The following is a 12,943-nucleotide window of genomic DNA, read 5'->3' as shown; positions in this document are numbered from 1 at the left end:
TGCCGTACGAATCTGCCGGAGGAGCAGTGGACGTTTCCCTGACCATGTGGGCGCTGACCATTCTCGGTCTCTGCGCCCTGATCGCCGCCGATTTCTTCATCGGCGGCCGAAAACCGCACGAGGTCTCCATCAAGGAGGCCGGTATCTGGACCGGCGTCTGGATCGCCCTCGCCGCGCTCTTCGGCCTCGGGCTGCTGCTGTTCGGCGGCGCCGCGCCGGCCGGTGAGTTCTTCGCCGGCTTCATCACCGAGAAGTCCCTGAGCGTCGACAACCTCTTCGTCTTCGTGCTGATCATGGCGAAGTTCGCGGTTCCGGCGGTCTATCAGCAGCGGGTGCTGCTGGTCGGCGTACTGATCGCGCTCGTGCTGCGGGCCGGCTTCATCGGTGCGGGCGCCGCGATCATCGCCAACTTCTCCTGGGTGTTCTACCTCTTCGGCGCGTTCCTCATCTGGACCGCGTGGAAGCTCATCAAGGAGGCGCGCGCCGAGGAGGAGGACGAGGAGTTCGAGGAGAACCGCTTCCTCAAGACGGTCGAGAAGCGGTTCCCGTCGACCGACACGTACCACGGCACCAAGCTGTGCGTCGTCGAGAACGGCCGACGCCTGATGACGCCGATGCTGATCGTCATGCTGGCGATCGGCACCACTGACGTCCTCTTCGCGCTGGACTCCATCCCGGCGATCTTCGGCCTGACCCAGGACCCGTACATCGTCTTCACCGCCAACGCCTTCGCCCTGATGGGCCTGCGGCAGCTGTACTTCCTGATCGGCGGGCTGCTCAAGAAGCTGGTCCACCTCTCGTACGGCCTGTCGATCATCCTGGGCTTCATCGGGGTGAAGCTGGTGCTGCACGCCCTGCACGAGTCCGGGGTGGCCGTTCCGGAGATCAGCATCCCGGTCTCGCTGGGCGTCATCTGCGCCGTGCTCGTCGTCACCACCCTCACCAGCCTGCGCGCCTCGAAGAAGCAGGCGGCGGAGGTGAAGGCCAAGAGCGACAGCCGCGTCTGACGGCGGCGCGCGGCTGGTGGACCGGATCGTTCCGGGCTACCAGCCGCGCTCGCGCCACTCCGCCAGGTGCGGCCGCTCGGAACCCAGCGTGGTGTCGTCGCCGTGGCCCGGGTAGACCCAGGTCTCGTCGGGCAGCAGGTCGAAGAGCTTGGTCTGGACGCCGTCGATCAGACTGGCGAAGTTCTCGGCGCTGCCCCAGGTGTTGCCCACGCCACCAGGGAAGAGGCAGTCCCCGGTGAACAGGTGCGGGGCGCCGTGCGGGTCGTCGTAGACCAGGGCGATGCTGCCCGGCGTGTGGCCGACCAGGTGGCGGGCGGTCAGCTCGACCCGGCCGACGGTCACGGTGTCGCCGTCCTCGACCGGGACATCGGTGGGGACGGGGATGCCCTCCACGTCGAAGCGCCCCGCGTAGGTCCGGGCGCCCGTCGCATCGACCACCTCGCGCAGCGCGCCCCAGTGGTCGCCGTGCCGGTGCGTGGTGACCACGGAGGCGATGCCGCTGTCGCCGATCAGCGCGAGGAGGGAGTGCGGCTCGGCGGCGGCGTCGATCAGCAACTGCTCGTCGGTCGCCCGGCACCGCAGCAGATAGGCGTTGTTGTTCGTCGGGCCGACCGCGACCTTCGAGATCATCAGGTCGGTCAGTTCGTGTACGTCGGCCGGTCCGCCGACCTTTACTGCTCCGCTGTAGGCCATAAGGCCACTTTAGAGCGGCGGCACCGCAGGCAGGGACGGGCCCGGGACATCGAGTCCGGCGCCGTCACCGCGTCCGGTCAGCCAGCCCACCAGGTCGGCCGGGGAGCCGGTCACCACCAAAGGAGCGGCCCCGCCGCCGACGGTGGCGGCCCCACGTCCGGTGCGCCAGCGGCGACCGTCGAGGGTCCGCAGCTCCAGGGCGGGCAGATCCGGATGGCCGGCGAATTTCACCGTGGCGAGGAAGTCGAGCTCACCGTCGACGAACACGGGCAGCAGCTGGTCGAGGGAGTGGCCGACGCCGAGATCGATGTGGTGCAGCTCGACCTCTGCCAGCCGGCGCAGTGCGAGCCGTTCGGCGCGCTCGGTGACGCCGTTGCGCATCTCGACCTCGTACCGCCGGCGACCTGCCGGCAGCGCGTCGGCGGCCGCGTCGAAGCGGGCGGCGCTCTCCCGGAGATCTTCCAGGTGGTCGGCCAGCGACCGGTCGGCGTCCCGCTCGATGTCGCTGTCGCGGGCCGTGTCGCTCGCGTACATCGGTGTCCGGACGTCCGTCCGCGCCCAGGTGAGGAGGTTGGTCAGGGCGTCCGCGTTGCGGGCGAGATGGGCCAGGACGTGGCCGCGGGTCCAGTCGGGGAGCAGGGACGGTTCGGCGATCGCCTCGTCGTCCAGTTTCCCGACCGAGACCAGGAGCCGGTCGGTGGCCTCGCGGACGGCTGACGCGTCGCGCGGGAAGTCTGGCGCGGTGGTGGTCATGCTCCGAAGTTAGCGCCACCGGGGCGAGTTGGGGAGTCGGCCTGCAGGGTTCGGGGCGTACGCGGGTGGCGGGGGAGGGGCGGGTGGCGGGCCGGACGTCGCGCCGCCCGCCCGCCCGTCAGGCCGCCGTGTCGTCGGGCGCCCCGAACCACCGGCGCAGCGCGGCGTCGAGCCCGTCCGCGGTGTCCCCGGCGTCGGCCGCCCAGGCGGTGCAGCCGTCCGGGCGCACGAGCAGGGCGGCCAGGTCGGGCCGCCCCGGGCAGGCGGCCGTGTGCACCCGTACCCGGCCGCCGTACCCGGCGGCGCGCCTGCGCAGTTCGGGGTCACCGGCCAGGTCGAGCAACAGCGCCTGCCCGCCGTGCAGTTGCTCCCCGAGCCGGGTGCCGTCGGACAGCTCCAGGTCGGGGGCGCTGGCGCCGGTCAGCGGATGGCCGCCCGGCAGGTCGTAGCGTTGCCAGACGCCGGAGATCTTCTTCGCGAAGAAGGTGGTGGCATCGACCGTGCCGGTCAGTTCCGAGATCACCTCGCGCAGCGCGCGGGCATGACGTTCGGGCCGCATCAGTGCCACCTGGGCCCGGGTCCATTCCAGCACCCATGCCCCGATCGGGTGGCGCTCGGCGGTGTACGTGTCGAGCAGGTCCTCCGGTGCCCGGCCCTTGATGGTGGCGGCCAGCTTCCAGCCCAGGTTCATTGCGTCACCGAGGCCGAGGTTGACGCCCTGGCCGCCGAACGGTGAGTGCACATGCGCCGCGTCACCGGCCAGCAGCACCCGCCCCGAGCGGTAGTCGGGCACCTGGCGCGCGTTGTCGGTGAAGCGGGTCGCCGTGATCACCTTGGTGATCGTGACGTCCGGGACGCCGGACACGCGCCGCAGCGCGGTCTGCAGCTCCTCGGCGGTGACGGGCGCGCTGCGGTCCGCGGGCGGTCCGTCGAACTCCACGGTGAGGATGCGGCCGGGCATCGGGCCGTGCACATAGGTGCCGGCCCCGGTCCAGTTCCAGCCCACCTTCAGGGCGTCGGCGCCGGCCAGCTCGACGATGGCCTGGTGACCGGTGATCTCGGGGTCCGTACCGGGGAACGGGAAACCGGCGAGCCGGCGGACCGTGCTGCGGCCGCCGTCGCAGCCCACCAGCCAGCCGGTGCGCAGCGGGCCGTCCGAGGTGTGGACGTGCACGCCCGCCTCGCCGGCGTCGAAGCCGGTCAGCGTCACCCCGCGGCGCACCTCGACGCCCAGTTCGGCGGCTCGTGCGGCGAGCTGACGCTCCAGGGCCTCCTGGGGTATCAGGCCGAGCTCGCCGGCCGGGCCCGTCCGGCCGAAGTCCGGGTCCGACTCGTCCAGGAGGTCGCCGCGCAGCATGATGCCCGCGAAGTGCCCGGCGAACTTCGGCGGCGGCTTCACCTGCGAGGCGCCGGCGGCCTGGCGCCGGCGCATGAACGAGCTGAAGTGCTCGAGCGCGGTGCGCTGCACCTCCATCAGCGGCGGGAGCATCCCGCGCCGGTAGAGCGCTTCCGCGCTGGGGGAGTTGATCGCTCCCGCCTTGATCGTCACATCCACCTCGGTCAGCCGTTCCAGGACGATCACCGAGGTGTCTGCCAGTGCGAGTTCGCAGGCGAGCATCAGCCCCACCGGGCCGCCCCCCGCGACTACCACGTCTGCGTCATGGTTCATGGATCGAAGTGTAGTCACTAAAAAATTATGGCGGCTACAATTTTGGCCATGCGAGAGAAGGAACGGTCCGACGGGACAGCGGTCGGGCGCACCGGGGAGCGCGGGTATGCCTGGGAGCAGGCATACGGCGAGGAGGCCGGGTATGCCGAGGGGGACGGGCGGCTGACGCTGCGCGAACGCAAGAAGCGGCGGACCCGGCAGCGGATCTCGGGCGAGGCCACGCTGCTGTTCGTCCGGCGCGGCTTCGACAACGTCACGGTCGCCGAGGTGGCGCGGGCCGCCGAGGTGTCCACGATGACCGTCTTCAACTACTTCCCGCGCAAGGAGGACCTCTTTCTGGACCGGATCCCGGAGGGGCTCGCGCTGGTCACCCGCGCGGTCCGGGGGCGGGAGGCGGGCGAGACCCCGCTCGCCGTGCTCCGCGGGCTCGCCTTCGACCTTCTGGCGCGGCGGCATCCGCTGGGCGGCGTGGGGGAGGGGTTCGCGTACTTCTGGCGCACGGTGCTGGACTCGCCGGCGCTGCGGGCGCGCGGGCGCGAGGCGGTGGAGGAGCTGGAGGTCGCGCTGGCCGGGCTGCTCGACGAGGCGGCGGGCGGTGTTGGGGCGGACGGCCGGGCGTCCGAGGGTTCCCGGCTGGCCGCGGCGCTGATCGTCGCGGCGTACCGCGTCGCCTACGCCGGCGCCGCGGCCCGGCAGCTGGAGGGTGACCTCGTCGACGCGGTGGCCGTTGAGCAGGAGGCGGTGCTGCGGCGGACCTTCGAGGTGCTGGAGCGGATGCTGCCCGGCGGGGGGTGAGGGGCGCCGGGCGGGGGCGGGGCGGGCCGGGAAGATTGTGGGGCCGCCACACGTTCGGGTGAAGAGAGTTTGCGCGTGACGCAAATCGAATGCGCGTGCTATAGGCTCGTTAGGGCATCACAAAGACAGTGCCGCGGCGGTCCCCCTACCCTGGGGCGGGGACTCCGCTCCGCTCCGCCGCCTCTGCTCGCTCACCGAACGGCGGACGCAGAGCCGCGGCTCCCGCCCCACTTCAAGAAAGGTGCCGACCGGCGTGGCCGACCGTCTCATCGTCCGTGGCGCTCGCGAGCACAACCTCCGCAACGTCTCGCTCGACCTCCCCCGTGACTCCCTCATCGTCTTCACGGGGCTCTCCGGGTCGGGCAAGTCCTCGCTCGCCTTCGACACGATCTTCGCCGAGGGGCAGCGGCGCTATGTCGAGTCGCTCTCCTCCTACGCCCGGCAGTTCCTCGGGCAGATGGACAAGCCCGATGTGGACTTCATCGAGGGCCTGTCCCCTGCGGTCTCGATCGACCAGAAGTCGACCTCCCGCAACCCCCGCTCGACGGTCGGCACGATCACCGAGGTCTACGACTACCTCCGCCTGCTCTTCGCCCGCATCGGCAAGCCGCACTGCCCCGAGTGCGGGCGGCCGATCGCCCGCCAGTCGCCGCAGGCCATCGTCGACAAGGTCCTCGAGCTGCCCGAGGGCAGCCGCTTCCAGGTGCTCTCCCCGCTGGTCCGCGAGCGCAAGGGCGAATTCGTCGACCTCTTCTCGGACCTCCAGACCAAGGGCTACAGCCGGGCCCGGGTCGACGGCGAGACCATCCAGCTCTCCGAGCCCCCGAAGCTCAAGAAGCAGGAGAAGCACACCATCGAGGTGGTCGTCGACCGCCTCACCGTCAAGGACAGCGCCAAGCGGCGGCTGACCGACTCGGTCGAGACCGCCCTGGGCCTCTCCGGCGGCATGGTCATCCTCGACTTCGTCGACCTCGAGCCGGACGACCCGCAGCGCGAGCGGATGTATTCGGAGCATCTGTACTGCGCCTACGACGACCTGTCCTTCGAGGAGCTGGAGCCGCGCTCCTTCTCCTTCAACTCGCCCTTCGGCGCCTGCCCGGACTGCACCGGCATCGGTACGCGCATGGAGGTCGACCCCGACCTGATCGTCCCCGACGAGGACCGTTCGCTCGACGAAGGCGCCATCCACCCCTGGTCGCACGGCCACACCAAGGAGTACTTCGGCCGCCTGGTCGGCGCGCTGGCGGACGCCCTCGGGTTCCGTACGGACATCCCCTGGGCCGGACTGCCGGCCCGCGCCAAGAAGGCCCTGCTGCACGGCCACAAGACCCAGATCGAGGTGCGCTACCGCAACCGGTACGGCCGCGAGCGGGCCTACACCACGCCCTTCGAGGGGGCCCTGCCGTTCGTGAAGCGGCGGCACAGCGAAGCCGAGAGCGACAGCAGCCGCGAGCGCTTCGAGGGCTATATGCGCGAGGTGCCCTGCCCGACCTGTGAGGGGACCCGGCTCAAGCCGATCGTGCTCGCGGTCACGGTGCAGGGGCGTTCCATCGCCGACGTCGCGGCCATGTCGATCAGCGACTGCGCCGACTTCCTGCGCGACATGAAGCTCAACGGCCGCGAGAAGAAGATCGCCGAACGAGTCCTCAAGGAGGTCAACGAGCGGCTGAGGTTCCTGGTCGACGTGGGCCTGGACTACCTCTCGCTGAACCGCGCCGCGGGCACCCTCTCCGGCGGTGAGGCCCAGCGCATCCGGCTCGCCACCCAGATCGGCTCCGGCCTGGTGGGCGTCCTCTACGTCCTGGACGAGCCCTCGATCGGTCTGCACCAGCGCGACAACCACCGGCTGATCGAGACCCTGGTGCGGCTGCGCGACATGGGCAACACCCTGATCGTCGTGGAGCACGACGAGGACACCATCAAGGTCGCCGACTGGGTCGTGGACATCGGCCCCGGCGCGGGCGAGCACGGCGGCAAGGTCGTGCACAGCGGCCCGATGAAGCAGTTGCTGACCAACAAGGAGTCCATCACCGGGCAGTATCTGTCCGGCAAGCGGGCCATCGCGACGCCCGACATCCGCCGGCCCGCCGACCCGGGGCGGCAGCTGACGGTGCACGGCGCGAAGGAGAACAACCTCCAGGACATCGACGTCTCCTTCCCGCTCGGCGTGCTGACCGCCGTCACCGGTGTCTCCGGGTCCGGCAAGTCGACGCTGGTCAACGACATCCTCTACACCCACCTGGCACGCGAGCTGAACGGCGCCAAGTCGGTCCCCGGGCGGCACACCCGGGTGGACGGCGACGACCTCGTCGACAAGGTCGTCCATGTCGACCAGTCGCCCATCGGTCGGACGCCGCGCTCCAACCCGGCGACGTACACCGGCGTCTTCGACCACGTCCGCAAGCTCTTCGCGGAGACGATGGAGGCCAAGGTCCGCGGCTATCTGCCGGGGCGCTTCTCCTTCAACGTCAAGGGCGGCCGCTGCGAGAACTGCTCCGGCGACGGCACGATCAAGATCGAGATGAACTTCCTGCCGGACGTGTACGTCCCGTGCGAGGTCTGCCACGGCGCCCGCTACAACCGCGAGACGCTGGAGGTGCACTACAAGGGCAAGTCCATCGCCGAGGTGCTGGACATGCCCATCGAGGAGGCGATGGACTTCTTCGAGGCGGTGCCGACCATCTCGCGGCACCTCAAGACGCTGCACGAGGTCGGCCTGGGCTATGTCCGGCTCGGCCAGCCCGCGCCGACCCTCTCCGGCGGCGAGGCCCAGCGGGTGAAGCTGGCGAGCGAGCTCCAGAAGCGTTCGACGGGCCGTACGGTCTATGTCCTGGACGAGCCGACCACCGGTCTGCACTTCGATGACATCAGCAAGCTGATCACGGTGCTGTCCGGGCTGGTCGACAAGGGCAACTCGGTGATCGTCATCGAGCACAACCTCGATGTGATCAAGACCGCGGACTGGGTCGTCGACATGGGCCCCGAGGGCGGCAACGGCGGCGGACTGGTCGTGGCCGAGGGGACGCCGGAGGGTATCGCGTCGGTCCCCGCCAGCCACACCGGGAAGTTCCTGCGGGAGATCCTCGGCGACCGGGTCAGCGATGCCACGACGGTGGCCGGATCGGCAAAGAAGCCGGCCGTCAGGAAGGCCGCGGCCAGGACGACCGCGGCGAAGAAAGCCGCGGAGAAGTCGACCGCAGCGCAGAAGACCGTGGCCAAGAAGGCGGCGGCGCGGGCCCGCAAGCTCTCCTGACATCCGAGGGCCGAGGGGTAGAGGGGACGTACGGCGGTCGGTTCGCCGTACGTCCCCTTCGCGCATCTCAGGGGCCGCGGACCCCCGGCCGGGCCGTGCGTCCGCACCACACCGCACGTGGCGCGCCACCGAGCCTTCCGCGGCGGGCGACGGGACTCCGCGGACGCCGCCCGACCCCGAACGGCACCGCTATGCGGCGAGTTCCGCAGCGTAGGGCGGCTCCGCTCCCGCTCGGGAGCAGGTGACCGCCGCGGCGCCGGCGGCGAAGCCGAGGATGTCGCGCCAGTCCTCCTGGCCGAGCGCGGCGACGGCGTCGTGGGAGAGGGCGTCATGGGCGGCCAGCCGGTGCAGCAGCGCCGCATTGACGGTGTCGCCCGCGCCGATGGTGTCCACCACCTCGACACGACGTCCCGCCACGCTCACCTCCCCGCCGTCCGGCGTCAGCACCGTCAGACCGTCCCCGCCCCGGGTGAGGACGACCGCCGCGGGCCCCGCGCCCAGCCAGTCGCGCGCCGCACCGGCGACCGCGGCTCGGCCGGCGTCCGGTCCCGCCAACCACTGTGCGTCCTCCTCGGACAGCTTCAGCAGGGTCAGATGCGGCAGCCAGGAGCGGAAGCGGGCGCGGTAGGCGTCCGCGTCGGAGATCAGTCCGGGCCGGATGTTGGGGTCGAGCGCGGTGCACACGCCCCGCCCGGCCTCACGCCGCAGCAGCGCCTCGTACGCGCTCGCGCCCGGCTCCAGGACCAGCGAACAGGTGCCCAGTGAGAGGGCACGGGTCCCGGCGGGCAGCGCGGGCGGCAGGGCGAAGAGCCGGTCGGCGGTGCCGTCCACGTAGAAGCCGTAGCCGGCCGAGCCGTCCGGGCTGATGTCGGCCAGGGCCAGCGTGGTCGGCTCCGCCCCGCGCTGCACCAGGGAGGTGTCCACTCCGGCCTTGCGCAGCCCGCCCACCAACGACTCGCCGAAGGCGTCGGTCGAGACCCGCGAGCAGAACGCGGTGGGCGATCCCAGCCTCCCCAGCGCGATCGCGGTGTTGTACGGACCGCCGCCGCGCCGGGGGAGCAGCGTCGGCAACTCCTCCGTCGAGTCGGGCACGTGCTGGCTGGGGACGAGGTCGATGAGCGCCTCGCCGGCGACGACGATCACGAGGTGCGGTTCCTTTCCTGGGCGGCCGCGTCGGGGCAGCCGCACGACGTACGGTGCACGAAGGTGCAGGGCAGGCGGACGGTGCGGGGCGGCCGGCCCGGCTCCTGTAGGCGCTCCAGCAGCAGCCGGACGGCTGCGGCCCCGATCTCCTTGCTCGGCTGGGCGATCGCGGTCAGCCGGGGCGCGAACAGATCGGCCCAGGAGAAGTCGTCGAAGCAGGCCAGCGCGATGTCGCGGGGGACCTGGAGGCCGCGCTCACCCAGAGCCCGGAGCGCGCCGATGGTCATCGCGTTGTTGGCGGTGATGATCGCGGTGGGCGGATCGGGCGCGGCGAGCAGATGGCCGGTGGCGTCCTGGGCCCCCTCCGCCTCGGAGTTGCCGCCGGCCAGCAGTTCGGGCGCGAACCCCAGGCCGCACGCGCGCAGCCCCTCGCGGTATCCCTGGACGCGTTCGCTGGTCGTACTCAGCCCGGGCAGTCCGGCCACCAGACCGATCCGGGTGTGCCCCAGGCCGGCCAGGTGCTCGACGAGGTGGCGTACCGGGCCGGCGTTCTCGGCGCACACCTGGTCGTGGTCGTCGCCGACCAGCCGGTCCAGGAAGACGGTGGGGACCTTGTGCCGGGCCAGATAGCGGGTCATCTCCCCGGGGTCCGCGGACGGGGCGACGATCATGCCGTCCACCCGCCGCTCGTGCAGCAGCTGGACGACCTTGCGCTCGTGGTGCGGATCGTCGTGCGGATCGGCGATCAGAAGGCTGTAGCCGGCTTCCAGGGCGCCGGCCTCGACGCCCTGGAGGATCTCGGTGAAGTACGGGTTGCTGATCGCGGAGACCGCGAGGCCGATGGAGCGGGTGCGGGCGGTGACCAGGGAGCGGGCGAGGGTGTTCGGGGTGTAGCCCAGTTCGTCGATGGCGCCGAGTACCGCGGCGCGGGTGTCGGGGCGCACCGGCCGCGTCTCGTTCAGCACATGCGAGACCGTGGCGACGGAGACGCCCGCGCGCCGTGCCACATCGACCATCGTTGTCATCCGGTTTCTTCCTCCCCGAGTGCCCGGCGCCACGGCTCTGCCCATGGCGCCGTCCCGCGAAGTCCACCACAGTACGAGCACCCAGAGGGAAACGTAAACGCTTGCGTAAGCGTTTACGCACACGCTACCTTCCCGGCACACCGATTCCGCACGACGTCGTGAGGAGGCGCCGATGCGCGCTCTCGTGGTCACCGCACCGGGCATGGCGGGCAGCACCGCCGTCCGCGAACTGCCCGACCCCCGCCCCGGACCCGACGAGGTGGTCGTGCGGGTCACGTCCTGCGGACTGTGCGGCACCGACATGCATCTGCTCGGCGGTGAACTGCCCGCCGCGGTCTACCCGCTGGTCCCCGGGCACGAACTGACCGGCGAGATCGTGGCGGTCGGCGGCGCGGTGACCGGCCCGGCGGTGGGCGACCGGGTGGCGGTGGACCCCAACATGCCGTGCGGCGCCTGCCACTACTGCCGGATCGGCCGCGGCAACCTCTGCGAGGACTACGCCGCGATCGGCGTCACGCAGAACGGCGGCTTCGCCGAACTGGTGGCCGTGCCCGCCCGCTGCTGCTACGTCCTGCCCCCAGCCCTCTCCGAGGCCGCGGCCGGACTCGTCGAGCCGCTGTCCTGCGCGGTCCACGGACTCAACCGGCTGCCGCGCCGCCCCGGGGAGCACTATCTGATCTACGGGGCCGGGACCATGGGCCTGATGATGGCCGCACTCGTGCGGACCGCGGGCGCCGCCTCGGTGTCCGTGGTGGACCTCAACGAGGACCGCCTCGCGTTCGCCGAGTCCTTCGGCGTCGACGCGGCCGTGACCGACGCCGACGAGCTCGGCCGTGGGCCCGGATTCGAGGTCGTCGTCGACGCCACCGGCGTCATCGCGGCCATCGAGGACGGTCTGGGCCGGGTGCGCCGCGGCGGCACCTTCCTCCAGTTCGGCGTCGCCGACCCGGCTCGCGCGGCGTCGTTCTCGCCGTACCGCGTCTACCACCACGAGATCGACATCATCGGCTCGATGGCGGTGCACCACAGCTTCCAGCCCGCCATCGACGTGCTCGCCGCGGGACTCGACCTCGATGCGCTGGTCAGCGATGTCCACGGACTGCACGAGTTCGACGAGGCGGTGGCCCGCTTCCGGGCGGGCACCGGCCGAAAGATCCACATCGCGCCGCAGAAGGGCTGACCACCGTGTCCGCACGCATCAAGAACGCGCTGATCTGGGTCTTCGGGGCCCTCGGCGGCATCCTGTGGGGCTATGACACCGGCGTCATCTCCGGCGCCATGCTCTTCATCAAGCACGACATCGCCCTCACCCCACTCCTGGAGGGACTGGTCGTCTCCGGCCTCCTGGTGGGCGCCATGCTCGGTGCGGGCCTCTCCGGGCGGCTGAGCGACTCCTGGGGCCGCCGCCGGCTCATCCTCGCCGCCTCCGGGGTGTTCATCCTCGGCACCCTGGGCGCCTCCTTCGCCTTCGGCCCCGTGATGCTGATCGCCTTCCGGTTCGTGATCGGCATCGGCGTCGGCATCGCCTCCGTCGTCGTCCCGCTCTACCTCACCGAGCTCGCGCCCAAGCACCTGCGCGGCGGGCTGACCTCGCTGATGCAGCTCCTGGTCACGGTCGGCATCTTCGTCGCGTACGTCACCGACTACCTGCTCGCCGGCGCCGAGGCGTGGCGCTGGATGATCGGCCTGGGCGTGGTCCCGGCCGCCGTCCTGGCGCTGGGCATCATCACCCAGCCGGAGAGCCCGCGCTGGCTGGTGGGCAAGGGCCGCAGCGCCGAGGCCCGCGCGGTGCTCGTCCGGCTGCGCGGCGACGCCGGGGCAGCGGGGGAGGAGCTGGCCGACATCGAACGGACCGAGCGCGCGGAGCGGGAGCAGAGCGAGCCGCTGTCCCTGCGGCAGCTGTTCTCGCCGCGGCTGCGGCCGGTGTTCACGGCCGGGATGCTGCTGGTCCTCTTCCAGAACTTCGTCGGCATCAACACGATCATCTATTACGCGCCGACCCTGCTCACCGACATCGGGTTCGGTTCCGACGGCGCGATCCTCGCCAATGTCGGCATCGGCCTGCTCAACATGCTGATGACGCTCCCGGCGATGCGCCTCATCGACCGGACGGGCCGCAAACCGCTGCTCCTGGTGGGCGCGCTCGGCATGTGCGCGGCCATGGTGCTGCTGGCCGTCACCAACCTCGCCGGGCTCGGCTACGGCCCGCTGCTCTCGGCGCTCACCCTGCTGGGGATCGCCCTCTACATCGCGTCCTTCGCCGTCTCCTGGGGGCCGGTGCAGTGGGTGATGCTGCCGGAGCTCTTCCCGATGCGGATCCGGGCCGCCGCGGTCGGCCTGTGCGTGCTGTTCAACTGGCTGTTCAACATGATCGTGGCGCTGGTCTTCCCGTCCCTGCTGCACGCCTGGGGAGCCGGAATCAACTTCCTGTTCTTCGCCGGTACGACGCTGCTCGCGTTCGTCTTCGTCCAGCGGCTGCTGCCCGAGACCAAGGGCCGCAGCCTGGAGGAGATCGAGCGGGACCTGCTGCGGGGGCGCTCCGCCCCACCGGAAGCGGAGGGATCCGTGCCGGTATCGTCGGGAGCCGTCTGACAGCGCGTCCCCG

Annotated in this window: 10 protein-coding genes; 5 read left to right on the top strand and 5 right to left on the bottom strand. The window is 71.2% G+C overall.

The window, feature by feature from the left end; genetic code table 11:
* The first annotated feature begins 26 nt into the window (after positions 1-26).
* Positions 27-1,007, top strand: coding sequence for a TerC family protein (locus tag ACGFML_RS27420; RefSeq protein ID WP_393548054.1), 981 nt, complete (start codon positions 27-29; stop codon positions 1,005-1,007).
* A 36-nt stretch (positions 1,008-1,043) separates the two neighbouring features.
* Here ACGFML_RS27420 and ACGFML_RS27415 read toward each other — a convergent pair whose 3' ends face one another.
* The 3 genes from ACGFML_RS27415 to ACGFML_RS27405 form a co-directional block, all read right to left on the bottom strand.
* Positions 1,044-1,700: an MBL fold metallo-hydrolase gene (locus tag ACGFML_RS27415; protein ID WP_393548052.1), complete on the bottom strand. Its 657-nt coding sequence runs from the start codon at positions 1,698-1,700 to the stop codon at positions 1,044-1,046.
* A 9-nt stretch (positions 1,701-1,709) separates the two neighbouring features.
* Positions 1,710-2,453, bottom strand: coding sequence for a maleylpyruvate isomerase family mycothiol-dependent enzyme (locus tag ACGFML_RS27410; protein WP_393548050.1), 744 nt, complete (start codon positions 2,451-2,453; stop codon positions 1,710-1,712).
* Between the two features lie 118 nt (positions 2,454-2,571).
* Complete coding sequence (locus ACGFML_RS27405; protein ID WP_393548048.1) at positions 2,572-4,122, bottom strand: FAD-dependent monooxygenase; 1,551 nt, start codon at positions 4,120-4,122, stop codon at positions 2,572-2,574.
* 48 nt (positions 4,123-4,170) lie between these two features.
* On the opposite strand from ACGFML_RS27405, the gene ACGFML_RS27400 reads away from it, so the two are divergent.
* Both ACGFML_RS27400 and uvrA read left to right on the top strand, forming a co-directional pair.
* Positions 4,171-4,917 carry a TetR/AcrR family transcriptional regulator gene (locus ACGFML_RS27400; protein WP_393548046.1) on the top strand — a complete coding sequence of 249 codons (747 nt, stop codon included), beginning with the start codon at positions 4,171-4,173 and terminating at the stop codon, positions 4,915-4,917.
* A 253-nt stretch (positions 4,918-5,170) separates the two neighbouring features.
* Positions 5,171-8,170, top strand: a complete 3,000-nt coding sequence (gene uvrA / locus ACGFML_RS27395) for an excinuclease ABC subunit UvrA (protein WP_393548044.1) — start codon at positions 5,171-5,173, stop codon at positions 8,168-8,170.
* Between the two features lie 189 nt (positions 8,171-8,359).
* Here uvrA and ACGFML_RS27390 read toward each other — a convergent pair whose 3' ends face one another.
* A complete protein-coding gene (locus ACGFML_RS27390) occupies positions 8,360-9,313 on the bottom strand; it encodes a carbohydrate kinase (protein ID WP_393548042.1) in 954 nt (317 codons plus the stop codon).
* Complete coding sequence (locus ACGFML_RS27385; protein WP_393548040.1) at positions 9,310-10,338, bottom strand: LacI family DNA-binding transcriptional regulator; 1,029 nt, start codon at positions 10,336-10,338, stop codon at positions 9,310-9,312. Before ACGFML_RS27385 ends, ACGFML_RS27390 begins: the two co-directional genes overlap by 4 nt.
* Positions 10,339-10,510: 172 nt before the next feature.
* Here ACGFML_RS27385 and ACGFML_RS27380 point away from each other — a divergent pair, with 172 nt between their 5' ends.
* Together ACGFML_RS27380 and ACGFML_RS27375 are read left to right on the top strand one after the other, a co-directional pair.
* The gene (locus ACGFML_RS27380) at positions 10,511-11,518 is read left to right on the top strand and encodes a zinc-dependent alcohol dehydrogenase family protein (protein WP_393548038.1); all 1,008 of its coding nucleotides are present in this window, start codon (positions 10,511-10,513) and stop codon (positions 11,516-11,518) included.
* Between the two features lie 5 nt (positions 11,519-11,523).
* The gene (locus ACGFML_RS27375; protein ID WP_393548036.1) at positions 11,524-12,930 is read left to right on the top strand and encodes a sugar porter family MFS transporter; all 1,407 of its coding nucleotides are present in this window, start codon (positions 11,524-11,526) and stop codon (positions 12,928-12,930) included.
* The last annotated feature ends 13 nt before the right edge of the window (positions 12,931-12,943 follow it).

This window comes from Streptomyces sp. NPDC048650 (genome assembly GCF_043199095.1).
Taxonomy (GTDB): Bacteria; Actinomycetota; Actinomycetes; order Streptomycetales; family Streptomycetaceae; genus Streptomyces.
This window is presented reverse-complemented; position numbering and strand designations above follow the sequence as displayed.

What these genes read in the sequence shown, in the direction of transcription:
- ACGFML_RS27405 (WP_393548048.1), bottom strand. Translation starts at nt 4,122, where the DNA reads ATGAACCATGACGCAGACGTGGTAGTCGCGGGGGGCGGCCCGGTGGGG.
- ACGFML_RS27400 (WP_393548046.1), top strand. Translation starts at nt 4,171, where the DNA reads ATGCGAGAGAAGGAACGGTCCGACGGGACAGCGGTCGGGCGCACCGGG.
- ACGFML_RS27410 (WP_393548050.1), bottom strand. Translation starts at nt 2,453, where the DNA reads ATGACCACCACCGCGCCAGACTTCCCGCGCGACGCGTCAGCCGTCCGC.
- ACGFML_RS27380 (WP_393548038.1), top strand. Translation starts at nt 10,511, where the DNA reads ATGCGCGCTCTCGTGGTCACCGCACCGGGCATGGCGGGCAGCACCGCC.
- ACGFML_RS27385 (WP_393548040.1), bottom strand. Translation starts at nt 10,338, where the DNA reads ATGACAACGATGGTCGATGTGGCACGGCGCGCGGGCGTCTCCGTCGCC.
- ACGFML_RS27415 (WP_393548052.1), bottom strand. Translation starts at nt 1,700, where the DNA reads ATGGCCTACAGCGGAGCAGTAAAGGTCGGCGGACCGGCCGACGTACAC.